The following is a 24,906-nucleotide window of genomic DNA, read 5'->3' as shown; positions in this document are numbered from 1 at the left end:
GTATATACTCACCGAGGATTCTTGTCAACATTAATCCTCAATAATTATTCAATGACACAAAAATAAGCGGCGCCCCGGGCTTTTATCATCCGACACACTGCTTATTCTCGTAAAGCTATTATCAATCATTTGAGTTACTAGAACTTCGTTATGGCAATAGGTTAAACAAACCGGCACCTAGCGCACCACCAACCAGTGGTCCCACAATCGGTACCCAACTGTATGCCCAGTCGGACGTGCCCTTATTCGCAATCGGTAAAATGGCATGTGCGATCCGCGGACCTAAGTCCCGTGCTGGGTTGATCGCGTAACCAGTCGTCCCACCTAGTGAGAGACCAATTGCAATAATTAACATGCCGACAACTAACGGATTGAGTCCCGCTGTGAATTGACCTTTGGTGAAGGCTAGTAGGCCAAAGACCAATACGAACGTGCCAATCACTTCACTGACAAAATTCCAGAAGTAAGCCCGAATTCCAGGTCCCGTGGAGAAGATTCCCAGGATAGCCCCGGCGTCCTTGGTTTCACGCCAATGTGGGTAATAGTGTAGCCAGACAACGATACCACCTAAAACACCACCAGCAATCTGAGCCGCACTATACGGTAACACGTAAGCCCAAGGGAACTTTCCGGCAATTGCCATCCCTAACGAAACTGCGGGATTCAAATGTGCTGGGCTTAAAAAGCTCGAGGAGTAAACCCCCATCGTCACCGCAAGACCCCAACCGAGTGCAATCGCAATCCAGCCAGCATTCTGCGCTTTCGATTTGTTGAGTGTTACACCGGCAACAACCCCGTCACCGAGTAAAATCAAGATAAAGGTCCCTAAGAATTCCCCCAATAATTGTAGCGTCAATGGATCTTTCATCATACCACCTCGTTATCCCTGCTTCAGGGCAGCCAAGTCAGATTCTGCAATTGTCTGATTCAATAATTCCGTTTGTGCTTGCGTTGTCGCTGCATCCCAACCAAGGTAGTCGGCCATCGTTGCAATGACCCCATCCTTGACGCTATCCAAACTGTCACGCATGAACAGTAAGTGGTTCGTTCGACGCAGTAAGTAATCAACTGGCGTCAACGTCATTTCTTCGTCCAACGCATAGCGTAGACTGATGGTTTCAGCGACGCTCAAGCCGTGGGTTGGTTCAACTTTACCAATCAGACTGAAGACCCGAGCTGCATTTGAGCCGTATAGGTTAGCAATCTGAAGGGCTTCATCATTGGTCAAACCGTGATCTGTTCCCTGTTTAGCGTAAAAAGTAATCGTCGCTGCTACGTTGTTAGGATCAATATCTCCACCTGAAACGGGTAAATTCTTAGAATTAATTGCATTAAACGATTCATCGAATTGATCTGCCAATAATTTTCTGATCAGTGCCATCGCACCGGCAGCCATCTTCCGATAATCCGTTAACTTACCACCAGCTAAGGTCAATAAGCCATCCGAACTGCTAGTTAAAGCACTACCACGAGATACTGCTGATGGGCTGAGCCGATCCTCTGCCAATGAACTTTCAAGATCGTTCAAGACCTCTTCAACGTCTTCACGACTTGCTTTCTGACTCTCGAATTGATCAACAACGTCAATGACATCGTCAAAACTCTTGTCGCTGATTTTACCGGAATTGCCACCGTTGTAATCAGAGCTACCGTTAGCAGCAATCAGTGGTCGTAACCCAGCCCAGCTAGATTCAATATCATTAATACCTAACTTCACACTTGGAAAACGGCGGTTAATGATACTTAGTAGATAATCAACATCTTCTTGGGTAACCGTTGGGTGGGCAAAATCACCGTGATAGTCGGTATCAGTTGTCCCAAAATAGGTCTTGTTCTCACGAGGGACAACAAAGATCATCCGGCCATCCTGGTCGCCAGAGTCAAAGTAAGTTGGTTTTGGTACTGGTAATTTAGCCGCATCAACCACCAAATGTACCCCTTTAGTTGGCCGCATCTGTGGTTTGAAATTAGCATCCTGATCGTATTGCCGCACCGTATCTGACCATGGACCGGTCGTGTTGATAACGATCCGGGCATGAATCTCAAAATCAGTACCAGCTACTTGATCATGTGCCATCACACCAATCACGCGGCCATCTGCGTCATGTAAGAGTCCCGTTGCCTTAACGTGACTGGCAATGATACCGCCATTTTCATGAGCTTTTTTGATGTTTTCAATTACTAAACGCGCGTCATTATTACGGTAATCGAGATAAACACCACCACCGACTAGGTTCGTTGGGTCTAGTTGTGGTTCTCGTTGTAGAACTTCGTCACGTGACAACGTGTAATTCGTATAGTTAGGGTCCGTAACCGCTGCCAATTGATCGTACAAGTCCATGGCAACTTTGACTGAGAACATATCAAAGGTTGCGCCACCTTCATTGTAGATGGGTAACAACATTGGATCTGGCTTAGGGATATGAGGTGCAATCCCTTGAACGACTGCCCGTTCCTTGACCGTATCAGCCACTACCCCGACGTCAAATGTCTTCAAATAGCGAATCCCACCGTGAACCAACTTAGTCGACCGCGGAGAAGTTCCCTCCGCAAAGTCTTGCATGTCGATCAAACCGGTCTTAATGTTCATTGCACTGGCTTTAATCGCAACCCCAGCACCGGTAATCCCACCACCAATAATTAATAGATCCATAGTTTCATTTTGTAAACGATTAATATTTTGTTGTCGTGTTGTTGATGAAAATGCCATGATTTCGTCCTCCTCTATTTACCTGCGTGATATGGGGTGTGCTTGAAGACTTGGGTCGCCTTAACGGCTGCTTGCCATCCCTCATACAAGTTCGTACGCTGTGCTTCTTCCATCTGTGGTTTAAAGCTTGTTCCTGGTTTATAAGATACCTTTAATTCATCAAGATCTTTCCAATAGCCCACGCTCAAGCCCGCCAAGAATGCGGCTCCTAGAGCGGTGGTTTCCAAGTTAGCGGCGCGCATAATCTGGGTGTCTAAAATATCTGCTTGAAACTGCATTAGCCAGTCATTCCGTGCGGCACCACCGTCAACTTTGAGGACCGGAATGTCGATTCCGGCATCCTTCTTCATCGTTTCGACTACATCCCGCGTCTGGTAGGCTAAAGCTTGTAACGTCGCTTTGATGAAGTCTTCCCGTGTCGTTCCGCGCGTTAGGCCAAAGACCGAGCCGCGTGCTTCTGAATCCCAGTAAGGAGCACCAAGTCCGGTAAACGCCGGTACCACGTACACTTCGTTCTCATTGTGCGATTCACGCGCTGCGCGTTCAGAATCTGGGGCACTTTCGACTAGGCGAATCCCATCGCGTAACCACTGAATAGCTGAGCCCGCCACGAAGATTGAACCTTCCAATGCGTAGTAGACCTTGCCGTTAATTCCGTAACCAATCGTTGTCAGCAAGTTGTTATCTGACAACTGAGGTTTTTCACCGGTGTTCATCACGATGAAGGCGCCAGTCCCGTAAGTATTCTTAACGGTGCCTGGTTCAAAGGCCAGCTGCCCAAATAGAGCGGCTTGCTGATCACCAGCCATCCCACTGATAGGAATTTCAGAACCAAAGAAGTGGTAGTCCTTCGTCTTGCCGTAAACCTCAGAATTAGTCTTTACTTCAGGTAGCATCACTTTAGGAATATTGAGTAACTTGAGAATCTCGTCATCCCAAGCCAAATCATGAATGTTGAATAACATCGTCCGACTGGCATTGGAGTAGTCCGTGACATGGGTTGCCCCACCAGTCAGCTTCCAGACGATCCAAGTATCGATCGTTCCGAATAGTAATTCACCTTTTTCAGCTCGTTCCTGTGCGCCCTTGACATGGTCTAAGATCCACCGAATCTTGGTCGCAGAAAAATACGCATCGGTCACTAGTCCGGTATGTTGGTGAATCAGTTCACCGTGACCATCCTTAACGAGTTTTTCCGCAATGGAAGCCGTTTGCCGTGATTGCCAGACGATGGCATTGTGAATTGGTAATCCAGTCTGCTTATCCCAAACAATCGTGGTTTCACGCTGATTGGTAATCCCGATTCCACTAATCTGAGCAGGTTTAATCCCTGATTCGATAAACGCATTTGCGATTGTGGACAGGACTGCATTCCAAATTTCGTTAGCGTTGTGTTCAACCCACCCCGGTTGTGGAAAGTACTGTGGAAATTCACGTTGCGAGTCCGCGACCTTTTGCCCCGCGTGATTAAAAATAATCGCCCGCGTGCTGGTCGTCCCCTCATCGATTGCCATGATATATTTTTCGGTCATTGTACGTCACTCCTTAACTAAATTCCGTTTATGGAAGCGTTATCTTTTATTTACATTGGCATCATAGCATGTAGATAATCGTTTGTGAATAGGTTTTAACAAATTAAATTTTACACAATTGAATTCACTTTACGACTAGTTGGTACTGTGAACTAAAAATTCAACCGTTCTGATGGGCTTTCAACGATCAAATCTTGTTACTAGCTCGTCCAAAAATAATTACCTTACTAATACCAACACATCACAAAAAAGGAGCTGCGATAAAAAATCGTAGCTCCTTTTAGACTAAATATTAATAATCGCAGTGCCATTTACTGACCCACACCTAACTCACTTAATATAAATACTGTAAGTCGCTTGCTGGCGTTGGGTAAGCGAGAATCAGTCGCTGTAATTCTGGTAACGTCACGTTTTTCTCAATCAGCAACGTGACATAGTTGATCATCTCGTCCGCCACATCACTCAAGAACGTAGCACCCACAACATTGCCGGTAGTCTGATCAATGACGACCTTAGCTAGAGCTTGGCGAGCACCAAAACGGTAATACGTGAACCACTTGGTCATATCAAGGCTCTGTACTCGGTACTGTGCGGATTGCTTAGCCACAACACTAGCGCTGATACCAACCTGCGCTAGTTTAGGTTCTGCAAAGACCTGCGTTGGAATCATAGGGTACTTGATGGCATCATTAGCATCAGTCAATTCTTTGACGAGATAACGTGCTTCAAATCCAGCTACTGGCGTTAGTTTAGGCACCGGCGTATCACTGACATCACCAATCGCATAGATATGTGAATTGGCAGTCTGCAAATGATCGTTGACCTGAATCCCATGACGATCGTAAGTCACACCGACATTGTCCAACCCGAGTTGATCCGCATTTGGTATCCGACCAGCCGAACTAATTACGAGGTCCGTTGTTAACTCATACCCGTTAGCGGCCTTTAAGTGTAATCCATCATCTTCACGCGTGATTTCCTGAAGATCCGTATCCAGATCAAAGGTAATGCCCTCCGCCGTCAGATTATTCATCAATGCTTGAACGAGGTCCGCGTCAAATTCTTTTAATGGCCGTTGATTGTGATGGATGATATGAACATCCGCTCCAGCCGCGTTGGCAATCGTTGCCAACTCAAAACCAACGTAGCCACCACCGACAAACGTCACCCGTTTAGGCATCTGGTCAAGGTCTAAAAAGTCCGTACTAGTCTTAAAGTATTCCTGCCCCTTGATTGGTAGAATTGCGGGGCGTTGACCAGTTGCAATCACGTAATCAGTTGCCTTCACCACTTGTCCATCCACGGCTAACTGCCCGTCGGTTTGAAAGACCGCCTGACCATGTAAGGTGTCAATCTGTTGGGCTTTGAGTCCGTTCAAAGTGCCGTCATTAATGCCATCGGTATAACCCCGTTTATGGGTCATCAGGGCTGGCCAATCAAGTTGCGGCTCACCGGTCAAACCGCGATATTGCAAGTGCCGGGCTGCTTGCTGAGCTTCAACGGCACTCAGTAAGATTTTTTTAGGATCACAGCCACGGTTGGGGCAGGTACCGCCCCACAAGTCAGCCTCGACAATCAAGACTGATTTACCCTGCTGGTGTAAGCCACCTGCTAATGCGGTCCCAGCTGGTCCACCACCAATTACGATCACATCATACTGTTTCGTCATCCGAATTCCTCCTTCAATCGATACACAGACTGTCATCTAATTCCGAACTAACTAAACTTCCTCGTGCTGGCTCAAGTAGGCCATGATACGTTGACGATCCAAGTAACCAACCACATTGTTATCTTCCGTTACGGCAATGTAATCGTGGTCGGCCAGTGCGGTAAAGGCCGTTCGCAAGGTCGCTTGGCGGTCAAACGTCTGAATCTTTCCCGCCGTGACATCCGGCTTAGCGTCCAAATAGCCCTGAACCAGACCGACACGACCAACGTAAATATCATAGACGTTCTTAGCACGACTCGCACTGAAAAAATCACGGACAAAGTCATTGACCGGATGTTGCGCCAATTCAGCTGGTGAATCCACTTGAAGTAACTGACCATGGCGCATAATCCCAATCCGATTACCTAATTTTAAGGCTTCATTCATATCATGAGTAACAAAGACGATCGTATTGTGATAGCGCGCATGTAATCGTAGCACGAGTTCCTGTAACTGTTGTCGTGACAGCGGATCAAGCGCACTGAACGGTTCATCCATCAAAACAATCTGAGGTTGAGCCGCGATCGCCCGTAAAATACCGATTCGTTGTTGTTCACCACCGGATAGTTCTGATGGCATTCGGTCGCGATATTCGGCTGGTGCTAGGCCAACTTCATCCAACAACTCATCAATGGTCTGGTTGATTTCCTTCTTAGGCGTTCCCTTCATTTCAGGAATCACCGCAATGTTTTGCGCTACCGTCATGGTTGGGAAGAGCGCAATCTGCTGGAGCACGTAGCCCATCTGCCAACGCAGATCACGGACACCAACCGCCGTTGCATCGGTCCCATTAACGAGAATCTTACCGCCTGATAGCGGCTCCAAGCGGTTAATCATTTTGAGGGAAGTCGTCTTACCACTCCCAGACGTCCCCACTAAAACGAACAGCTCGCCCTGATCAATCGTCAAGTTCAAATCCGGAATCACTGTTTGGTCGTTAAACGTCTTCTTGACGTGTTGAAATTCAATCGCAGTGGTCATCTTAACGCCCTCCCTTCAATAAACCGTGTTTGACTAAGTAGTTATGTGCTACCGTCGATGCTGACTCGTTCTTGACGTTAACTTCATAATTCATCTCTTGCATATCCGTTTCTGAAATCTTACCGGCTAGCTTGTTCAGAGCTTTGACAACCTTAGGATGCTTGTTAGCAAAACTGGTCTTCATCAAAGGCGCCCCTTGGTAAGTTGGGAAGAAGTGCTGATCATCCTTCAACAAGGCTAAGTTGTACTGCCGTAACTCACTGTCAGTCGCATAGGCATCGACCATGTTGATTCGGCCCTTATTAATGGCTTCATAGCGCAAAGCCGGCTCCATTGACTTAGCCGTAACGTCTAATCCATAAGCCTTCTTCAAGCCTTTCAGGCCATCGTCACGATCAATAAATTCGAGGGTCATCCCCGGTTTGAGGATGGATTCGACCTGCGTTAAGTCACTGATATTAGTTAAGTGATGTTCCTGCTTAAATTTCTTCGTCACTGCTAATGCGTAAGTGTTGTTGTATGCCATTGGTTTCAAGTAAGTCATTTGATCCTGACTAGCAAGGCGCTTTTTAGCTAATTGGTACGTCTGGTTAGCCGTTTGATTCTTAGGATTCTCACCCTTCACTAACGTCTCCAAAACAGAACCCGTGAACTCTGGATAAATGTCGATCTGATCGTGCTTGAGCGCACTGAATAGGAATGTCGTCTTACCAAAGTTGGGCTTCAATGTCACGTGGACATGGCTGTCTTCGGCCTCAATCAATTGTTTATACATATTGATCAGGATTTCAGGTTCCGAACCTAATTTACCGGCAATCGTGATCGTTTCAACTCGGTTAGCGTAGACACTATATGCTCCGCCACCACCAAGTAACGCTAGAATACCGACAAAAACAATCAGCGCGTGACGTGGTTTGGCCGTCTGGAACCAGCGCACCAAGGCACTCAGCAAGATGGCTAGTAAAGCTGATGAGATTGCCCCAATTAGCAGTAACGACGTATCATTACGGTCAATCCCAAGCATGATAAAGGTCCCTAAACCACCAGCACCAATCAAGGCTGCTAAGGTTGCGGTCCCGATAATCAGTACCAAAGCTGTCCGAATCCCCGCAATAATTTGTGGCATTGCAATCGGCAATTCCACCTTGAACAATTTACGCATCCGCGACATCCCAAAAGCATCGGCTGCTTCCTCAATTGAAGCATCGATTTCTGAAATCCCTAAGTAAGTATTTTGAAAAATTGGCAATAATGCGTAGATGACTAGCGCAATCACTGCGGGCACCGTCCCAATTCCGACTAGCGGAATCAGTAACCCCAATAGTGCCAACGAGGGGATCGTCTGTAAGACACTGGTCAACTGTAAAAGTCCCTCCGCCCACCGTGGTCGCCGTACGGCCCAGATGGCTAACGGAATTGCGATTATCATGGCGAGTACTAACGCTGCCAGTGAGATTCCTAAGTGTTGCCACAGCGCGGTCACTAAATCACCACGCCGCTCCATAAATGTCTGTATCAAGGTCTGCATAATTGCCTCCCGGTTCTACCCGCTTTATTTACTGTTACCCTTATTATTCATGTATTTAATCGTAGCATAATGAATTTAAAATCAAAGTAATACGCCCCGTAATTTGCAAATAATTGTAACTTTTATAGTTTCATGTTCGATTGAAGCTACTGATTTACAAAAACTGAAATGAATGGCCACTTCTTTTACGAACTTACTTAGTAACCAGCTGCTAAGTCCAGACAAACTCAGGAGGACCGTCAATGTCAACCATTCATATCTATACGGCTAGTACCGATCACCATGACGCTCAGGTCACCGCCACTACTCCCTCAGCATGGGCTGTGATCCTTTGTTATGATCAGCACCAAAAAGCGCTCACTGACGGTGGCTACGGTCAGACAGAAGCTGCGCTAACCTTGACCGCTATCATCCACGCATTAAAGATGTTAAAACGCCATGACTTGCCTATTCATATTCACACCACTTCGCCAGTAATTGCGGAACACCTCACCAAGCAGCACTACCTAACTTGGCGCCAAGAGAACTGGCAATTGGCTGATAAGCCGCTCGAAGACCTTCAATTGTGGCAAGAACTCGTACCACTGATTGAGAGTTGTCCTGACATCATATTCACTTACCACGACAATGCGGACAAAATTATGACGACAGCCACAATGACGTTGAGTGCGGTAATGACCAAGCTTTAGGCGTAGCGAATTGTGAAACGCTATGCCTGCTTCACACGGAAATTACGCGAATTAGCTTGTCACTAATCTCAAAACGGCCGCAAACTAGGTTCAGTTTGCGGCCGTTTCTATGTTTTAAAACACTCCCTGGTTACTCGTTGATTCCTCTATATAAAAGATCATACTGCTGTTCACCAGCCTGCTGCAGCAATTGCTGTAAATCATTGAGCTGCGCTAAAATAACTGTCCGTGACTCTTCTGGTTGATAATCATAACTATGGCCCTCATCATCACGTGGCTGGTAAAAGCTAATTGTCTCAGGTGCTAACTCAAACAACTGTTGGTAGGCAGCCACTATCTTCGTTAACAATGGTAAGTTTCGATGATCAATCACCGCAGCACGGTCATCTGGCAATCCATTCCGGGTACCGATGCCTTCCCAATAGGCATCAATCCAGAATAACGACTGGCGCATGAAATAATTTAAGTTAATGCCCATCATAACCGTGTCATGTTCTGCTTGATAGTCTTCTGCTCGATGTAAAACATCATAAGTAGCGTAGCTTTCTTCGGCAATCATCGTAAAGTAATAATGTTGCAAATCGCTGTTCCTCCTCAATTCTTAGTCAGTCGATTATCTCACTGCCGCATACCCGTTAAATACCCTCGTAAACAATCGTCCGGTGCTCGTCACAAGCAGTGGTTAATAGTTCGATTGCCGCCGCATATTGCACCAAGATATCCTTTTGATCACGTATTTCGTATTCGACTCGCTGCTTCTTCCAATCGTAGTAACTACTGCCGCGAACCTTGGTTGGTGCTAACTCAAAAATCCGCTGCCAAGCAATCATAATTTTCCGAAGTTGCACGACGTCGGCTCCTCGCACCACTGAATCCCCGTAGTACGCTAAACCAGGATGCTGCTTTTCCGTTGGCCATTCTGACTTTAACCAGTTAAACGAATTTGACATCCTCTGAATTAGCTCATCGTCCATCGTGATATGACGGTGTGTTTGGTGAAATTCAGCAAAATTAGTAAATTCCTGTAAATCAAATGGTTCTTCTTCATGTTTAAGTATCGTAAAGTAGTGCAGCATTCCAAGTGCCTCCTATCGTTTTTCACTCAAATGTAACTGATTGATTCTCATCAATATTTTTAGAAAGCGCCATTACTAATAGTCAAGTTATCAAAATGATTTTACCCTCACTAATTCGCCACTATCAGCCCTATATCCACAATTATTCTCATCTCAATTAGGTCACTATCTTAACCATATGGAAAGCTTGGCCTCAAGCATGGAAGTAGCGTTACACTATCCTTCGAGTCAGTAAGGAGCTGATAAACGTGTCCATTGTCATATTATTATTACCAGCTTTGGCTTGGGGCCTGTTGCCGCTTGCCGTCACTAAACTTGGCGGCCAGCCACTCAACCAGATTTTTGGCACCGCTGTTGGGACTGCTCTTGCTAGTCTGATTCTACTACTATTTCAACGACCACAGTTAAACTTGCAAACGGCACTGCTGGCCGCGTTAGCTGGCGGTTTTTGGATTATTGGTCAACTGGGGCAATATCAGGGTTACCAGAAGATCGGCGTCTCAAAAACAATGCCCATTTCAACCGGCTTACAATTAGCCGGCACGGCCTTAATTGGGGTCATCCTATTTGGCGAATGGCCCACACCTACTGCTAAAATCATCGGCGCGTTGGGTATCTTAATCCTAATAATTGGTGTTATCCTGACCGCTGTTCGCAGTACTAACGCGAAAAACAAGCAACAGGGCCAGCGCCAAACGATTATAATGCTGGTTCTAACCACTTTTGGCTACCTGATTTACAATACCATTCCACGGGCCTTATCTTCATCTGGATTGAACATCTTTTTGCCCGAATCAATCGGGATGTTGCTTACCGTCTTGATCTATACGCTAATTACACGTCAACCGAAAATTCTAGCAGAAAAAGCGAGTTGGGCTAACGTCATCGGTGGCCTAATCTTTTCCGTAGCCGCCATAACCTATATTTTGTCAGTTAGATTACACGGGGTAAATACCGCATTCATCATTTCGCAGCTTTCAGTCGTCATTTCAACGTTAGGCGGAATCGCATTATTAGGCGAACACAAAGCCCGACTCGAAGTAATTACAACATTATCCGGGCTATGCTTGATTGTTTTCGGTGCAATTATTACCACTATTTTTTGAAAGGAGATTTTCATCTATGTATACGGATTTAAAAGGTAAAGTAGCCGTCGTCACTGGTGGCTCTAAAGGTATCGGCCACGCTATCGCTGAACGTTTTGGTCGCGAAGGGATGCACGTCATCATCAATTATCACAGTGATCCAGAAGGTGCCGCTAACGCGGTTAAAGCCGTCACTGATAACGGCGGTCAAGCCATCGCTGTACAAGCTGACATCAGTACTGAAGCTGGAGCTCAAAAGTTACTAACCACCGCTGTGGACAACTTTGGTGGCTTAGACGTCTGGGTCAACAATGCTGGCATGGAAATCAAATCACCTACGCATGAACTGAGCCTGGCCGACTGGAATAAAGTGACGGCCGTTGATCAGACCGGCGTATTCTTGGGATCACGAATTGCCCTAGCCTATTTTAAAGCTCAGGGGAAGCCTGGAAATATCATCAACCTGTCTTCTGTTCACGAGAAGATTCCATGGCCGACTTTTGCCAGTTATGCAGCTGCTAAGGGGAGCGTCAAGCTCTTTACCCAGACGATCGCCATGGAATATGCCAAGGATAATATTCGAGTGAACGCAATTGGCCCAGGCGCCATCAACACACCAATCAACGCAGCTAAGTTTTCAGACAAAGCGCAGTACGATAAGACCGTATCAATGATTCCCATGAATCGGATCGGTACACCCGCCGAAGTTGCAGCTGGTGCGGCGTGGCTCGCATCGGCCGAATCGAGCTACGTCACTGGGATCACCCTGTTTGTTGATGGTGGGATGACCTTGTATCCGGCTTTTAAGGATGGACAAGGATAAAAATACGATTATATAAAACGCACACTGCCAGTTCAGAAATATGACTGGCAGTGTGCGTTTGTTTTGAAAATACTTTTATCACTTAGCTATAGACAATATCGACAACAACACTAATGATAGGCATCTGGATAATCATAGATGCTTCGATCCATAAAGAAACTTTTATTGGGCTTCAACAAAGTTTCTCGCTTAATACCCTTTCATCCCGTTAACCCCTCATTATTACGCAAGCACGCGATACTTACCCTTCAACTTTTCAGCGATTTCTTCATAGACCGCATTGAATTCAGTATTAAAGGCTTGCTCATCCTGCTTATCTTCAAATCCGTCATACTTTCCATCTGAAAACAGGTTAGCATGCCACTGCTCCAATTTTTTAATCCGTTGACGTAATTCTGAATCTGTCTTCAATTCAGCTGGTAGGCCATTGACCGCTAACTTGTTATCTTTATCATAAACCCATAAACAGGAGCTACCGTAGCTCATGAACATTCTGATCTTACGTTTTGGTAATGCAGCTTCTTCAACCTGTTTTTCCTGCTTCAACTGCTCCGCATGTTGCAAATAAGTCATTACCTGATCACGACTTGCTGGCAAGGATTCCCCGTCGCCATTGAAAAATTGATCGTCATAGAATTGCGAATTACATTCAAGGCAATATTTAATCACTCGTTGCCGATCTGTTGTAGTCGCTAATCGTAACTTACTCTTTCGACAAATGGGACAGTCTTCTTCCAACACGTATAGCCCGATATCATTAATTAGCCGGAGAACATGTGTCCGAATCGTAGTATTATGAATCGTCCAACGTGCCACTAAATTTCGATCTTTTGCAATCAGCTTTGTGAGGTCTTCATCCGTATGACCGAGAATGCAGTCTTTAGCTTCAAGAAAACTAACATCATATAATGGCGAAAGTTCTTCCTCATAACGTACCATGTACGCAACCAACTTATCGAAGAAGGTATCCAGATGCTCAATGCGGAAACTATCATAGAGGACAACCAGCTCCTCATTCATCGTTTCCACAGTAGAAACCGGCATTTTCTTCAATAACGGTTTATTGATAGGCGTTACAGTTTTCTCAGTATCCAGCGTAACACTAGTATTTTGACCGTTTTGATTGACTCTCGTCACAGGATTTTTTGAACTTACGACTGGTTTAGCAGCCCTATTTACAGCTTTATTGGGCTTAACAACTGCTTTTTTAACATTCACAATTGTCCTTGCCTTCGCTGGCTCAACAACCTCTTTTTCATTGATCTTATTCGTAATAACATACTTACCCTTGGTCTTGACCCCTAGCACTCTCTGAATATTACTAAAATCATGCAAAAACTCACGCTCTTCACGCTGATCTTTAAAACCTTTATATTTAAATTCATCCGTGGTATCAATGAACAAATTATCATACTGCTCTTGCAGTGCCAACAATTTTGCGTCCAATCGGCGATTATGCCTTAACTGCTTAGGCAAATCATTAACGATCAGTCGCCCTTTTTCATCGTACAGCCATACTGGATAACATCCATAATCTAACATCAAACGAACTTCCTGCAGATTACCCTGCCAGTTTTTATGCTCACCCGGATAAACGGTAATGATACCGTGCCCGACAGACGAAATAATCACAATCCGGTGCCGACGAAACTTATAAATAGCTGAAAGCCGTAAATGAGACCGACTACCCTTCCCATCACCACCGTCACCAATATTCCACCAACTGTTGAAAGCCCGTTTAACTAGGCCATCAATCTCGGTCTTTGAAATACCATCTGCCGCAAATGCCGCACCGTGATTCGCAACAATATGCCGGTAACCTCGTTGGTGATCGCCAAGTTTTAGCCATTCTAACTGCAGCACTTTCGGTTGTTCCTCTTGAATCAACAGATAACTGAGTACCCCAATCATCAAAGACGCAACGACTAGTGTGATCCTTACGCTTATACCAGAAGCTTCCTCCATTGCTACAAAGAACATGGCTACATACGCTATCGGAATAATCATATTATAATAATTATTTTTCTTTACACTATACGTCCAATAACCAACACCGACCGTAAGCACCGCTGCTACTACATTAACACCTATATTATTTAACAATGCTTATCCACCTTTCTCTTGAAGCCATCCCGCCTCTTTTAAATGACTTATGAAGGTACGCCACTCTTCATTATTAAAATTGATAAACCGTAATCCCACAATATCATCATCATGATCTAACAAAAGCTGAACATGTTTGGAAAGATGGATAATCGTAGCAACCTGTCTATCCTTTAAAAGAAAGAATAGTTCTCCCGCACCGAGACACATTTCAAAATCACTTTCATTAGTAGCCACTATCTGATTGTTATTAAAGACCTCTAAGTTAAAATTAGGATTAACAATATTAACGTTGCCATCAAACTCAAACATCCTCATTTTAATGTCATTTATGGAAATAATCACAATACTGATAATTTTTTGACTATCGACATCAATACCCAACTCGATATGAGACTCACATTTATTGATAAACCGATAATAATGGAGCATTGAATTCCGTGGATGTATATTTTCTGGAAAATCTATTGAAATTGGCACATAGTAATCCAATACCAATTCATCTTCAAGTGGTTCATATTTGACCTTCATTTTTCTCCTTTGGCGTCACTTTATCTGCTTAACCCTAATCACATAGCTAATTTTAACGTACAAGGCATCATCGTGTTTAAAAACAAGTGCCCTGTCTGATCCTGCAACAAGGCAGGCCACTCCTCCCATGGCTTACGATAGATTGTAATCGTATGTACTGTCTTCTGATCCACAATGACAATTTTGGACGACGCTAATAGCTGATTATCTTGAAAAAGTACACCGGTGTCGACCACTTCATCATCTACATAATAGCAGTCCGCATTAAGCTGTTTTTTTGCTTCTTCAACGCTGCTCATGAATCTTCCTTTAACACCGCTATTGGCTACCCAGACCAGTTCAAGATCCTTATTAGTCAATGGTGAAACAAACTTCAAACTATCTTCAAGACTTTCTCCATATCCCATTATTTGCCATAGCTTGCCAAATTCTCCAATTGTAAGACATACCGGCACATACTGATAATCGGCATCGAACGCTTCGAATTCAGTTGGGATAAAAATAATTTTATTTGTAAACTGCTTGACGATTACCGAGCTAACCTGCTGTGCTCCATAGTTAAACTCTAATTCAAGTTCCCCATCTAACGAAGTCACCAGGTCTTCAATATAGCCATCATGAATGACTTGCCCATTATACGTAATTTTAGCTTGCTTATCGAAATATTCTCCAGCTACTTTAACTGCTAACATCGGTGTGCACTCGTAACTTTCTATAAATTATCGTTACAATTCCACTTACAAATTAAGCTTACGTTTTTCAAGCGCTAAAAAGTGTCGGAACCGTGCCAAAAGTCCCCGTTTTGTCATCGGTGGCTCTGATGATGGCATGTAATAAATGAAATCTACCATGTCTGTAGGATAGCCATGATTATCATAAAAATACGCAATCTGTAGCAGTAACTCATCAACATCCCTGACACGGCTATTCAACTGTGATAATGCAACAAATCTAAGCTTACGCAGTTCCAATTGATATTCTGCATCGTTATCTTGTAAGTTTGGAAAGTAGCAATCCTTTAGTTGCTGCAGGTTCGCCTGTAATTCATCAGGGACTACACCCCAAGCTAACTCGATAATCCAGTCGTCATCTGATCCAGCTTCCATTAGCTCTACTGCATAATCAGTAAGGGACTTAGACGTAAAAAGCGCTTCTTTCACACCAACATAGATAGTTTGCCAATTATAATTAACATGGTTAGCCTGTAAATCATGTAACGCCATTTTGTCTTCTTGATTTATACCTAATCTTGCATATGGGGTTAGGGTTATACCCTGATTCAAGTATGCCGCTACCTGCCATCTGTTAGCCGGAACAATCTCTTCCTTATCTTGATACCGAATGGCTTCATTACCCGGTACAGCGTATACAACCGCACACTCTTCACAGCACTTCATTAGCCGTTTGTGGTCTACTGATGATCCTAGTAGAAGATTATAATCGCAAGCGGGACATGACTCCGATAGTCGATAAATACCCATATCAAAAATGATTGAGTTAACTTGCCTGCAAATTGTTTTTGCAAACGGGCTTTTTTCCAATTCATTGCGTTCATAGGTGAATCCACGCTCGAAATCAATATCCGCTGTCCCTAGAATATAATCTTTTGCTTGCGCTCGCTCAATCACTGCCAGGTATTCCTCGGTAGCGTACCTCAAAAAGATATGATGATGGGCATTCACATAATGGACGAATTCATTAAACATAGTGTTCAAGCTTTTTCCCTGCGAGTTCCTATAAATCTCTGACAACTCATCCTTCATGATTCCCATCTGTAATCCCCCCTCACTCTATATGAGTTACGCTAGCTTTCATTACACCTAAAAATTATTTTTATTCAATTCAACCCTATCAGTCTGATGCTCGCTAAACGCTAACAAGTGCTGACAGAAATCTAGCACCTGCCCCACTTCAGTAGCAACGTACAGCTGACAACGATGCCGGCGCTGATCATCATCTTCATTTTCCATATTTAGTTCCACTTGCAGGTGACCTGACTGATCCACTTTGATCACCTTCATTGAAAAAGATGGCGTTGCGTTGCCCTCAAGCTGGCCAAAGACAATCATCAAACTCAGAATTGCTTCACTCATAAAGTGCTTTATTCTGCTGGCCTGTTCAGCCAAAAACTCGTTCTGAGTGTAACAAGTTTGCCAAACATGGACATACTCATTCTGCGCTTCCACTTTAAGTTCCACCATGGACGTATCTTCCCAGTTACGGCTAAAAATCAAGTTATCGTTCAAAGTAACACCCCTCGTTTAATTAGGCTTTCAGATCATAACTGCACATTAAATTGCTAGCCATACAAGGTTATATGAACAGCATGTTTAACGCGCTTATCATGTTGGGCACGGCTATCCTTCTCTTTTTTGATACCACCACAGAGTACGTCAACACTCCCCGTTCTAGTCCGAATGACATAATGATGGACGCCTTTCAGTTCTGTATCCTCGTTTTCAAATTTATGTTGCGTCAACCAATGCTTTAGTTCAGAATTACGAATTTCAAAAAGGATCGTATCTGAATCATTCTCTAACTGTGATATTAAGGCTTCTTTACTATTTTGATGTTCCTGAAAAATATCGTCATGCTCATGTACAGCATAGATTGGATCTTTAAATTTGAACATCAACGGTAGCCGTTCAACCGTTCCAAGCGCTTTGAGCTGTACCTGACAAAAGCCATTGTTAGTAACATATTCAATGTTGCCGTACTCTGAAGCACCATCCGGTTGTCGATACAGTATTTTCCATCGCTCCACTAAATCCGCCTCCAATGATAGCTGACATAATGCTTTTTGGGGTTCACTTTAATTATAAATATGGTCGGCTGATTAGTCGTGACAACCTCTGAATAGCGGTCTTCATCCGTCCAGACAATAAAATGGTGATACTGCTTACCATCTTGCACATTTTGAGTAACCTCTCGCAGATATGCAGACTCTTTACATTCGGCAATCATCGTTTCATAGAGAAAATCCTGCCCTGCATTATCCTCAATATACTCAAAGTCTTTTTCTCTAACATAGAGATAGTCCGAGCGACTGCCAAGGATGTGTCCACTAAATTGAATCCAGAATCTAACCCGCTCACTGCTGATTGCATGTAACACAATGACCAATCTATCCGGTCTAATTTTGGTAGTTTCCTGTAAATACAGACCAGCATTAAGAAATTGATACTTTGCTATCTGGTCAATTTTCATAACTGCTCCTCCTCATATTCGGACTAGACAGATGTTTGAATTAACACAGTTTGAATTCAAAACTCCATATCCAAACGTGGCACATCAACGACCACGTACTCACCAATCTGATAATCTTCAAACATCTCATCAGGCATATCAATCACAAACTCACCCACTCGAAGATTCCAGTCATTATCGATTACTCCAAACAGATTATAGGCATGATCGGTCTTCTGAATTAATTCAGCGTGACTCTTTTTCTGATTATCGAATTGGCTCTTTGCAAAGCCTGCTTCAAATTCAAATATTTCGCCAGAAAAAGCGTCGCCGTCTTTCCGTTCAGATGGCAAATGATCAGCAAAACAATAAAGGTCGATTACACCATCTGATAAAAGCACAAACGCCTCACCGGTATCAATATCCAGCCAATCAATCCGCTTCATAAATATCATATTTTGAATCGCCCCACTATCTTTGAAAGTTTTATTTCAAGCAACAACCTACTCTTCGTTCTTTTTATTCAACCAAATAAACATTGAATGGTCGCCGTTCACCACCAACTGTAATTTTTATGACATCGCGTTCCCAGAATGGCAAAACATCCTCTGCAAACATTTCTATAACTGCTTCATTGGCATCCTTATTTGCTCTTAGACTGGGATAGTCTTCAATAATAACAGCAACTCCTGGAGTTCCTAGCCAGCCTAAATCCGTCATCCAATCAGCCACTGCATTCCAATTTCCATTATCTGGCATCTTGAATTTCTGTCCTAAAATATCAAAAAGTGCATGTTCATTTTTAATATCTTTTCCTTGGATCGTAACTACATACCATCCTTTGGCAATACTAGCTGCTTTAACTTCCGCAACCTCATTTTTCCTAATTAAAGAAATTTCGTTTTTAATGACATAATTACCAGTTATTTTATTAGTTATTAAGTATTCACTGGTTGCTTCCAACTCTTTTTGAATATCATAAAACGCGTCCAAAAAGACCGCTTCATCATATTTAGATTCAAAACCATTACATTTAAATCCATCTTCCGTATCTATGAATAGCGCATCATACTGGTCCTGAAGTGCCGCTAACTTACTACTTAACACTTTATTTTGTTTTAATTCTATCGGTAAGTTAGCAGTTATTAAATTTCCCTTCGAGTCATATAGCCATGCTGGATAACGATCGTAATCCAACATCAACCTAATCTCATACGGATCATCTTCTGGAGTATGTGCAGACGGGCTGGCGCTAATAATATCACCATTTTTAGCAACTGCCACTGCAACAAAGTGCTGGCGTCCTTGATATATTACTCCATACACTCTATGCAATCCTCCACCTAGTTCAGGGTAACTAACTAGTTGACCTTCAGGACCGACCGCAGCTTTCACCAAACTTTCAATTTCTTCTTGCGGTATACCATCTGCCGCAAATGCCTCAGCATGATTTTCAACTATATGTCGATCTCCCATATACCTAAATCCACTGTTATACCAATGTAATTGCGGCACTACTTCGTCTTGTAGGTTAACGATTAGGTTCGTTCTAATTTCGGCTAAGAAACCCAATAAGTCACTGTCTTTCCGATGTGCTTTAACAATTTCCGTAATCTCTTTAGCTAGATACTCATAGAAGGTTGGAAAATCCAAATAGGCATATTTAATCTCATCCACATCGGAATCATACTCCAGCAAAACGTGTTTATCATCCAGCATCTTAGGAATCTGGGTTTGATCATAATCACCCAAGTCAGCCTTAAAGAATATAAATATTATTTCTTCACCAAAGCCTTCTTTAATCGCAAAGTTAGCCAATGATTTTCTTAATCCGTACCTACCTTGAAATATACTAAGAAAGGTCCCGATAAAATCAGACGCTTCCTTGTTATCCATCAAAATATATTCTTCACTCATGACCTATGTATTCCCCTTATAAAAACCATTATATTAAATATTATAACTAACCAAAGCAACAACAATACCACTTAAACACTTGATAAAATTCATCTTTCTAAAATAGCCAATACTCGCCAAACTTGCATGATCGAGTATCAGCTATTTATTTAGTAATTACGCTTTACTAGCGCGATGCTTTCCCCACAAAAACAAACCAAAGTTAGCCACGCTAAGTAACAAACCGCCTACTATCAGCGTAACCGTCTCTTGCATAGAACCTTGGATCATACCTGCCAAGAGTAGCCCAACGAAAAAATACGTCACCGGAATAACGTCTCCCGCTGCATCAGACCATTCCCTCCTACCTATGACATAACTCCAATAACCTAATCCAAGTACAATGGCTAACAACATTATATAAATCAATACAACAATCAACATGCTTGCCCCCTTTCCATACTAAATAACAGATGCAAATTCAACTGGAATTTCCATGTCTAAGTCAACAATCACATCATCAAGATTGTCTTATCTTAAAAATTCATAGTAAAACTAAAACGCTACTCTCTATAACAATTAATCTAAGAGATCAGCATGTATCACATTATTAACTTGAACCAAATCTTTTCTAGTGTACTCAAATATGAACTTTTCAGCAGAACTATATATCTTTACATCATCTGGATACACGTAATAGATTTCTTGGCCACTCAACACTTTCATTAGTATGCAATTGCCAATTTTTACACTTTTATCCAAAATGGTGCACTCAATTCGATCCCCAATTCCATTTAGATGAGTATCGCCAAACAGCACTATTTTACAATGATAAGTACTACCAGCCTTCATGAATTCAAAATTATCTCCATCAATCGCCATGGAATAATCAAAACATGCTTCAGTGACATTTGTTCGCACATTTCTTAATGAAATAAATCTGTCCATCCAGCCTTCACCAATGCTCATCACCTCATACATTGAACCACTTTCTTATGGAGTATCTTCTACTTCAAAAGCTACAGCATGTTTTTTGATAGTTGGATTGACAAGCAAGCTCATTCTAATCTGGGCTAAAAAGTCTAATAAATCGACATCTTTCGGACGAGACTTAACCATAGCCGCAACCTCTTTAGCAAGATACTCATAAAAGGTTGGAAAGTCCAAATACGCATATTCAATTTCATTGACATCATCATCATATTCTAACAAGATATGTTTATCATCTAATACTTTTGGAATCTGAGTCTGCTCATATTCGTCTAAGTCAGCCTTAAAGGATATTAATATATCGTCTTCGACACAGCCTTCTTTATTTGCAAAGCCAGCCAATGCTTTTCTTGAGCTACGCCTACCTAACATACTGAAAAGATCTCCGATAAGATAGGCTGCATCCCTTTTATCCATCAAAATATGGTTCTCTTCCTTTTCGTCCAGAGCTTCTTCCAAAGCAGCTAACAGATCCAAAAGATAGCTTTCTTCTGGGCTTTCTTTAACAATTTTTTGGATTTTTGAAGACACATATTTATAAAAAGTCGGAAAATCTATGTACGCATACTCATCTACGGGCGATAAAGGATAATCTTGCTCTACTAATACATGAGTATTATCCAATCTTTTAGGAACGCTACTTTTCTCTTCATCTTCATCGAAATCTGATTGAAACCATACAAATAGATACTCTTGGGAAAATCCCTGCTTTTTGGCAAATGATTTCAACGCTTGCTCACGTTGTCTAGCGTTCATTGCAGAGAAAAGTCTCCAAATTGCTATTTTAGTGTCTCCCTCATTCAGTTGTGGAAAGTCTTCAGCCACTACCTAATCCTCCAGTATTATCTTTTTGTATTAATCCCGATTTAACTTATATAAATCTCGATTGATCATATCATTTACTTGTATCAAGTCTTTTCTAATACATTCAAACATAAAATCCCCTGATGTAAGATACGGCAATACTTGCTCTTGATAGATATAATAAATATTATTTTCTAAACTAACTTTAACAAACGTTTCATCACGAATCTTTATATTATCCTGCAGAATAACGTATTTATTCCACTCACCAATATGCCTATTTTCTGTATCACCAAACAATGCTATTTTGCAGTCATAAACTTCCCCAATTTGCATAAATTCAAAAGTATTATTGATGCTTACCGTCATCGAATCATCAAAACAAACGTCAATCCTTTTAGTATCAACATTCTCTAATTCCAAATCACGAGTAACTCCATCATTTGAGATTGATAATAATCTGTGCATTCTAGTTAATCCCCCTTGTTCTTTTGAAAATTGAAATAGTGCAGCAGCCATTCTTAAAAAACTAAACACCCAGTCCTGCTTTAACTTTAACTAGTAAATTCAATAATTCGCTGTCCTCTGGATATTCTTCCACGAATTTTTTTGCATGTTTATCCAGAAGCCGATAGAAACTTTTAAAATCTAAATATGCATATTCGTTAACGTCTGCAGCTGGATAATCGAATTCTAGTAATACATGGTCATTATCTAATCTTTGGGGAAGCCTTGATTGATCCTCATCATCTAAATCATCCTGAAATGACACAAAGATAACTTCTTGCCCGTACCCCTATTTTTCAGCAAAGTATTTCAATGCATCGCGCATGTACCCGCCTCTAATTACATTGAAATACATTGACATCACTCCATCAGTTTCTGCTTTTGTCATCATATGAAAATTGTCGTTCATAATATCTCCCTAGTATTTAATAACTAAAATAATAGTTTTAGTCTCTGTTAGTCCGATTAGATAACATAAAAACCACTAGATACCCAGCCCTACTTTAACTTTGACCAATAGCTCTAATAAATCTGTTTTTTTCTGGAAATTTGTTCACTATTCTTGTTATACGCTTAGATAAATATCCGTAAAAAGTTGGAAAGTCTACATAGGCTCTCTGGTCCACGTCCACTGCTGGAGCATCTAATTCCAGCAACACTTGTTTATCGTCTAAAACACAGGGACTCTCTGCTTAATCCTCGGTATCCAAGTCAGGCAAAAACGTGACAAAGATAACTTCTTGTCCATATCCTTGTTTTTTAGCAAAAAGACTTAGCGCATCTCTTAAATGACCATACCGAACCGCGTGAAAATACATCGCTATCATAGTTAGCAATTTCACTCTTGTTCATCATATGAATATTACTGCTCATTATTTTTATTATTTTATATTTCCAACATTTAATTCCATTCAGGTCTCATCCGCACTTGTTAGTTCGTCCGCTTTTGCAGCACTTGTTCACAATCCCAGATATCTAATCTATCAAATTGCACATGCACAAAATCACCGATCTCAAAGCCCTCAAAAGTATCATTTGGTGAATCAATGACAAATTCACCAACTTTTAAGTTCCATTCCGGCGTTATCTCCCCAGCCAAGTCATAAGCGTAGTCATCATTTTCCAATCTTTTGGCTGCATAAGTATTATCATTTTTTGTATACGCATCATCACCTGACAGCGGCAACAATATTTGCTCATATTCATCCCCGACTTTATGATGAAATTCGTCCGCATAAACCCAGATTTCAATCACACCATCACTGAGTAACACGAATGGATCTTCATATGACAGGTCTGGCGGGTCAAGCTGTTTAACAATTATCATTGTCTTGCTACCTCCTATCGCATTTATAAAACCACTATCTATGCTCATCTTTATACTTCTTCAGATTTTTAATGTTCTTCTTCAAGCCAGATACGCTTGGTACCGTACCGAAGTTTGCTTTCCAAAGAATCCAAACTATTAATCTTAATCATTAAATAGCTTTTCAGTACATATTCTCCATAGCATGCCAGAAAGTATTAGCACGTTCATTATCCTAATTCACATAACCAACCGAGCAATAAAACATGCGTGTAATTAGATAGTTACTACAATCCCAGGCCTTCCTTAACCTTGGCTAGTAAGTTTAACAAGTCAGCATTTTCTCGGCGTCGTTTAACAAGATCTTTAACCTCTTCTTCCATATACTTATAGAAAGTTGAAAAATCCAAGTAGGCAAATTCATCTTTCCCTGTAAACGAAATTGAAGCATCTTGCTCTATTAAGACATGCTTATCATCTAATTTTAGAAACGGATCATTATTTTCCTCATCCTCTTCATCATCACTATCATCACAGAATCCAATATAGATGTACTCTTGTGCATAGCCTCTTTTTTCAGCAAAACAATTTAATACATCTCTGAGATACTCACCATGTGTAATAGAAAAGAACCTGCTCATCGCTACTTCAATTTCTTTCTCATCCATTTCATGAAAATCTTCTGCCATGACTTTTCCTCCAGCTTAAACCTTAGTCAACCAATTTCTAATTAAAGTTTATGGCTTTTCTATGTAAAATTGAAGCAGTTAATCTTACCAATTCGATTAGCGATTAACTGCCTCAATTCATATCTTTTATTTTAAACTATGCTGTTGTTCGTACTTTTGCATTTTTCTCAGTATATTTCTCGCATATAAACTTTTAGGTGTAATACCAAGATACTTATCCTTTAAAAATTTAAGTTGATCAGAATCAGTAAATGAGTCACTCTCAAACCAATCTATATAACCAATCTCACTTTCCAAATGGCCTTCACTATTTATTTGTAACATTAATTCATAAAACGGCTCCTGCCCGTTGTCAACAAACCATTCTTGTAAGTCGCCAATTTTTTGTAGTATCTGGTAAACTCCTTCGCTAAAATCTTCTCCGTCTATTTCAAATTCTTCCGGAATCATTAACCCCGCTAAAAAATTCTGTGGCTCATCCTTTGTACTGTAGAAAAAGAATAATAACTTTGTATCATCTCTACTGATATTCGCTCCAACAACTAATTTCCCCCATTCAATCGGAATCAAATCAGCGGCCATCGTTAGAATATCGCGGTAATACTCAACAATCTCATTTTCTTTCATCAAATTTTACCCTCTATTATTCATTCCAGAATAATACTTTTAACTTCTGCTAGCCCACCTAGATACTGTTCAAATACTAGACACCCAGACCCATTTTAACTTTGGCCAGTAAATCTATTAAGTCAGCATTTTTAA

Annotated in this window: 28 protein-coding genes; 3 read left to right on the top strand and 25 right to left on the bottom strand. The window is 41.9% G+C overall.

Annotated features, from left to right (window positions below; genetic code table 11):
- Positions 1 to 148: 148 nt before the first annotated feature.
- From ACG95_RS13205 to ACG95_RS13180, 6 genes are all read right to left on the bottom strand, one after another.
- Positions 149 to 871 (bottom strand): MIP/aquaporin family protein, encoded by a 723-nt coding sequence (locus ACG95_RS13205; RefSeq protein WP_152668353.1) that lies wholly within the window; start codon positions 869 to 871, stop codon positions 149 to 151.
- A 9-nt stretch (positions 872 to 880) separates the two neighbouring features.
- Positions 881 to 2,710 carry a type 1 glycerol-3-phosphate oxidase gene (gene glpO, locus ACG95_RS13200; RefSeq protein WP_048000975.1) on the bottom strand — a complete coding sequence of 610 codons (1,830 nt, stop codon included), beginning with the start codon at positions 2,708 to 2,710 and terminating at the stop codon, positions 881 to 883.
- 14 nt (positions 2,711 to 2,724) lie between these two features.
- Positions 2,725 to 4,242: a glycerol kinase GlpK gene (gene glpK / locus ACG95_RS13195; protein WP_048000974.1), complete on the bottom strand. Its 1,518-nt coding sequence runs from the start codon at positions 4,240 to 4,242 to the stop codon at positions 2,725 to 2,727.
- A gap of 334 nt (positions 4,243 to 4,576) precedes the next feature.
- Positions 4,577 to 5,911, bottom strand: a complete 1,335-nt coding sequence (locus ACG95_RS13190) for a dihydrolipoyl dehydrogenase family protein (protein ID WP_048000973.1) — start codon at positions 5,909 to 5,911, stop codon at positions 4,577 to 4,579.
- A 51-nt stretch (positions 5,912 to 5,962) separates the two neighbouring features.
- Positions 5,963 to 6,931, bottom strand: a complete 969-nt coding sequence (locus ACG95_RS13185) for an ABC transporter ATP-binding protein (RefSeq protein WP_048000972.1) — start codon at positions 6,929 to 6,931, stop codon at positions 5,963 to 5,965.
- A 1-nt stretch (position 6,932) separates the two neighbouring features.
- Positions 6,933 to 8,459, bottom strand: coding sequence for an ABC transporter permease/substrate-binding protein (locus ACG95_RS13180; protein ID WP_048000971.1), 1,527 nt, complete (start codon positions 8,457 to 8,459; stop codon positions 6,933 to 6,935).
- A 242-nt stretch (positions 8,460 to 8,701) separates the two neighbouring features.
- On the opposite strand from ACG95_RS13180, the gene ACG95_RS13175 reads away from it, so the two are divergent.
- Positions 8,702 to 9,148, top strand: a complete 447-nt coding sequence (locus tag ACG95_RS13175) for an RNase H family protein (RefSeq protein WP_048000970.1) — start codon at positions 8,702 to 8,704, stop codon at positions 9,146 to 9,148.
- Positions 9,149 to 9,278: 130 nt separating this feature from the next.
- On the opposite strand, the gene ACG95_RS13170 is transcribed toward ACG95_RS13175, so the two are convergent.
- Positions 9,279 to 9,728, bottom strand: a complete 450-nt coding sequence (locus tag ACG95_RS13170) for a hypothetical protein (RefSeq protein WP_048000969.1) — start codon at positions 9,726 to 9,728, stop codon at positions 9,279 to 9,281.
- A 55-nt stretch (positions 9,729 to 9,783) separates the two neighbouring features.
- Positions 9,784 to 10,224 (bottom strand): hypothetical protein, encoded by a 441-nt coding sequence (locus ACG95_RS13165; protein ID WP_048000968.1) that lies wholly within the window; start codon positions 10,222 to 10,224, stop codon positions 9,784 to 9,786.
- A gap of 248 nt (positions 10,225 to 10,472) precedes the next feature.
- Here ACG95_RS13165 and ACG95_RS13160 point away from each other — a divergent pair, with 248 nt between their 5' ends.
- Positions 10,473 to 11,330 carry a GRP family sugar transporter gene (locus ACG95_RS13160; protein WP_048000967.1) on the top strand — a complete coding sequence of 286 codons (858 nt, stop codon included), beginning with the start codon at positions 10,473 to 10,475 and terminating at the stop codon, positions 11,328 to 11,330.
- A 16-nt stretch (positions 11,331 to 11,346) separates the two neighbouring features.
- Positions 11,347 to 12,132 carry a glucose-1-dehydrogenase gene (locus ACG95_RS13155; RefSeq protein WP_048000966.1) on the top strand — a complete coding sequence of 262 codons (786 nt, stop codon included), beginning with the start codon at positions 11,347 to 11,349 and terminating at the stop codon, positions 12,130 to 12,132.
- A 222-nt stretch (positions 12,133 to 12,354) separates the two neighbouring features.
- Here the strand turns inward: ACG95_RS13155 and ACG95_RS14675 are convergent, their stop codons facing one another.
- The 17 genes from ACG95_RS14675 to ACG95_RS13050 form a co-directional block, all read right to left on the bottom strand.
- Complete coding sequence (locus tag ACG95_RS14675) at positions 12,355 to 14,235, bottom strand: hypothetical protein (protein WP_202812196.1); 1,881 nt, start codon at positions 14,233 to 14,235, stop codon at positions 12,355 to 12,357.
- 3 nt (positions 14,236 to 14,238) lie between these two features.
- Positions 14,239 to 14,766, bottom strand: coding sequence for a hypothetical protein (locus ACG95_RS13140; protein ID WP_048000965.1), 528 nt, complete (start codon positions 14,764 to 14,766; stop codon positions 14,239 to 14,241).
- Positions 14,767 to 14,804: 38 nt separating this feature from the next.
- The gene (locus ACG95_RS13135; RefSeq protein ID WP_048000964.1) at positions 14,805 to 15,458 is read right to left on the bottom strand and encodes a hypothetical protein; all 654 of its coding nucleotides are present in this window, start codon (positions 15,456 to 15,458) and stop codon (positions 14,805 to 14,807) included.
- 45 nt (positions 15,459 to 15,503) lie between these two features.
- Positions 15,504 to 16,538: a DUF2247 family protein gene (locus ACG95_RS14670; RefSeq protein ID WP_202812195.1), complete on the bottom strand. Its 1,035-nt coding sequence runs from the start codon at positions 16,536 to 16,538 to the stop codon at positions 15,504 to 15,506.
- Between the two features lie 48 nt (positions 16,539 to 16,586).
- A complete protein-coding gene (locus ACG95_RS13125; protein ID WP_048000963.1) occupies positions 16,587 to 17,012 on the bottom strand; it encodes a hypothetical protein in 426 nt (141 codons plus the stop codon).
- A gap of 53 nt (positions 17,013 to 17,065) precedes the next feature.
- Positions 17,066 to 17,530 carry a hypothetical protein gene (locus tag ACG95_RS13120; RefSeq protein ID WP_048000962.1) on the bottom strand — a complete coding sequence of 155 codons (465 nt, stop codon included), beginning with the start codon at positions 17,528 to 17,530 and terminating at the stop codon, positions 17,066 to 17,068.
- A complete protein-coding gene (locus tag ACG95_RS13115) occupies positions 17,530 to 17,973 on the bottom strand; it encodes a hypothetical protein (RefSeq protein WP_048000961.1) in 444 nt (147 codons plus the stop codon). The genes ACG95_RS13120 and ACG95_RS13115 overlap by 1 nt, the downstream gene beginning before the upstream one ends.
- Before the next feature lie 56 nt (positions 17,974 to 18,029).
- Positions 18,030 to 18,407 (bottom strand): hypothetical protein, encoded by a 378-nt coding sequence (locus ACG95_RS13110; RefSeq protein ID WP_048000960.1) that lies wholly within the window; start codon positions 18,405 to 18,407, stop codon positions 18,030 to 18,032.
- A gap of 64 nt (positions 18,408 to 18,471) precedes the next feature.
- Positions 18,472 to 19,869 carry a barstar family protein gene (locus tag ACG95_RS14855; protein ID WP_237756527.1) on the bottom strand — a complete coding sequence of 466 codons (1,398 nt, stop codon included), beginning with the start codon at positions 19,867 to 19,869 and terminating at the stop codon, positions 18,472 to 18,474.
- Positions 19,870 to 20,025: 156 nt separating this feature from the next.
- Positions 20,026 to 20,292, bottom strand: coding sequence for a hypothetical protein (locus ACG95_RS13090; protein WP_048000959.1), 267 nt, complete (start codon positions 20,290 to 20,292; stop codon positions 20,026 to 20,028).
- A 135-nt stretch (positions 20,293 to 20,427) separates the two neighbouring features.
- Positions 20,428 to 20,829: a hypothetical protein gene (locus ACG95_RS13085; RefSeq protein WP_048000958.1), complete on the bottom strand. Its 402-nt coding sequence runs from the start codon at positions 20,827 to 20,829 to the stop codon at positions 20,428 to 20,430.
- A gap of 12 nt (positions 20,830 to 20,841) precedes the next feature.
- Positions 20,842 to 21,663 carry a hypothetical protein gene (locus tag ACG95_RS13080; protein WP_048000957.1) on the bottom strand — a complete coding sequence of 274 codons (822 nt, stop codon included), beginning with the start codon at positions 21,661 to 21,663 and terminating at the stop codon, positions 20,842 to 20,844.
- Positions 21,664 to 21,693: 30 nt separating this feature from the next.
- Positions 21,694 to 22,179 carry a hypothetical protein gene (locus tag ACG95_RS13075; protein ID WP_152668351.1) on the bottom strand — a complete coding sequence of 162 codons (486 nt, stop codon included), beginning with the start codon at positions 22,177 to 22,179 and terminating at the stop codon, positions 21,694 to 21,696.
- On the bottom strand, positions 22,172 to 22,414 hold the full coding sequence (locus ACG95_RS14100) for a hypothetical protein (protein ID WP_053072822.1): 243 nt from the start codon (positions 22,412 to 22,414) through the stop codon (positions 22,172 to 22,174). The genes ACG95_RS13075 and ACG95_RS14100 overlap by 8 nt, the downstream gene beginning before the upstream one ends.
- 666 nt (positions 22,415 to 23,080) lie before the next feature.
- On the bottom strand, positions 23,081 to 23,476 hold the full coding sequence (locus tag ACG95_RS13060) for a hypothetical protein (protein ID WP_048000955.1): 396 nt from the start codon (positions 23,474 to 23,476) through the stop codon (positions 23,081 to 23,083).
- A gap of 266 nt (positions 23,477 to 23,742) precedes the next feature.
- The gene (locus tag ACG95_RS13055; protein WP_048000954.1) at positions 23,743 to 24,144 is read right to left on the bottom strand and encodes a hypothetical protein; all 402 of its coding nucleotides are present in this window, start codon (positions 24,142 to 24,144) and stop codon (positions 23,743 to 23,745) included.
- 126 nt (positions 24,145 to 24,270) lie between these two features.
- A complete protein-coding gene (locus ACG95_RS13050) occupies positions 24,271 to 24,771 on the bottom strand; it encodes an immunity protein YezG family protein (protein WP_048000953.1) in 501 nt (166 codons plus the stop codon).
- Between the last annotated feature and the right edge of the window lie 135 nt (positions 24,772 to 24,906).

The organism is Lactiplantibacillus herbarum, assembly GCF_001039045.1.
Taxonomy (GTDB): Bacteria; Bacillota; Bacilli; order Lactobacillales; family Lactobacillaceae; genus Lactiplantibacillus; species Lactiplantibacillus herbarum.
Note: the sequence above shows the minus strand (reverse complement) of the source record. Positions and strands in the feature narration are given on the sequence as shown.

What these genes read in the sequence shown, in the direction of transcription:
- ACG95_RS13165 (WP_048000968.1), bottom strand. Translation starts at nt 10,224, where the DNA reads ATGCTGCACTACTTTACGATACTTAAACATGAAGAAGAACCATTTGAT.
- ACG95_RS13050 (WP_048000953.1), bottom strand. Translation starts at nt 24,771, where the DNA reads ATGAAAGAAAATGAGATTGTTGAGTATTACCGCGATATTCTAACGATG.
- glpK (WP_048000974.1), bottom strand. Translation starts at nt 4,242, where the DNA reads ATGACCGAAAAATATATCATGGCAATCGATGAGGGGACGACCAGCACG.
- ACG95_RS13060 (WP_048000955.1), bottom strand. Translation starts at nt 23,476, where the DNA reads ATGATAATTGTTAAACAGCTTGACCCGCCAGACCTGTCATATGAAGAT.
- ACG95_RS13155 (WP_048000966.1), top strand. Translation starts at nt 11,347, where the DNA reads ATGTATACGGATTTAAAAGGTAAAGTAGCCGTCGTCACTGGTGGCTCT.
- ACG95_RS13205 (WP_152668353.1), bottom strand. Translation starts at nt 871, where the DNA reads ATGATGAAAGATCCATTGACGCTACAATTATTGGGGGAATTCTTAGGG.
- ACG95_RS13185 (WP_048000972.1), bottom strand. Translation starts at nt 6,931, where the DNA reads ATGACCACTGCGATTGAATTTCAACACGTCAAGAAGACGTTTAACGAC.
- ACG95_RS13135 (WP_048000964.1), bottom strand. Translation starts at nt 15,458, where the DNA reads ATGTTAGCAGTTAAAGTAGCTGGAGAATATTTCGATAAGCAAGCTAAA.
- ACG95_RS13055 (WP_048000954.1), bottom strand. Translation starts at nt 24,144, where the DNA reads ATGGCAGAAGATTTTCATGAAATGGATGAGAAAGAAATTGAAGTAGCG.
- ACG95_RS14670 (WP_202812195.1), bottom strand. Translation starts at nt 16,538, where the DNA reads ATGGGAATCATGAAGGATGAGTTGTCAGAGATTTATAGGAACTCGCAG.
- ACG95_RS13140 (WP_048000965.1), bottom strand. Translation starts at nt 14,766, where the DNA reads ATGAAGGTCAAATATGAACCACTTGAAGATGAATTGGTATTGGATTAC.
- ACG95_RS13115 (WP_048000961.1), bottom strand. Translation starts at nt 17,973, where the DNA reads ATGAAAATTGACCAGATAGCAAAGTATCAATTTCTTAATGCTGGTCTG.
- ACG95_RS13175 (WP_048000970.1), top strand. Translation starts at nt 8,702, where the DNA reads ATGTCAACCATTCATATCTATACGGCTAGTACCGATCACCATGACGCT.
- ACG95_RS13085 (WP_048000958.1), bottom strand. Translation starts at nt 20,829, where the DNA reads ATGTATGAGGTGATGAGCATTGGTGAAGGCTGGATGGACAGATTTATT.
- ACG95_RS13180 (WP_048000971.1), bottom strand. Translation starts at nt 8,459, where the DNA reads ATGCAGACCTTGATACAGACATTTATGGAGCGGCGTGGTGATTTAGTG.
- glpO (WP_048000975.1), bottom strand. Translation starts at nt 2,710, where the DNA reads ATGGCATTTTCATCAACAACACGACAACAAAATATTAATCGTTTACAA.
- ACG95_RS14855 (WP_237756527.1), bottom strand. Translation starts at nt 19,869, where the DNA reads ATGAGTGAAGAATATATTTTGATGGATAACAAGGAAGCGTCTGATTTT.
- ACG95_RS13190 (WP_048000973.1), bottom strand. Translation starts at nt 5,911, where the DNA reads ATGACGAAACAGTATGATGTGATCGTAATTGGTGGTGGACCAGCTGGG.
- ACG95_RS13090 (WP_048000959.1), bottom strand. Translation starts at nt 20,292, where the DNA reads ATGTTGATTGTTGTATTGATTTATATAATGTTGTTAGCCATTGTACTT.
- ACG95_RS13110 (WP_048000960.1), bottom strand. Translation starts at nt 18,407, where the DNA reads ATGATATTTATGAAGCGGATTGATTGGCTGGATATTGATACCGGTGAG.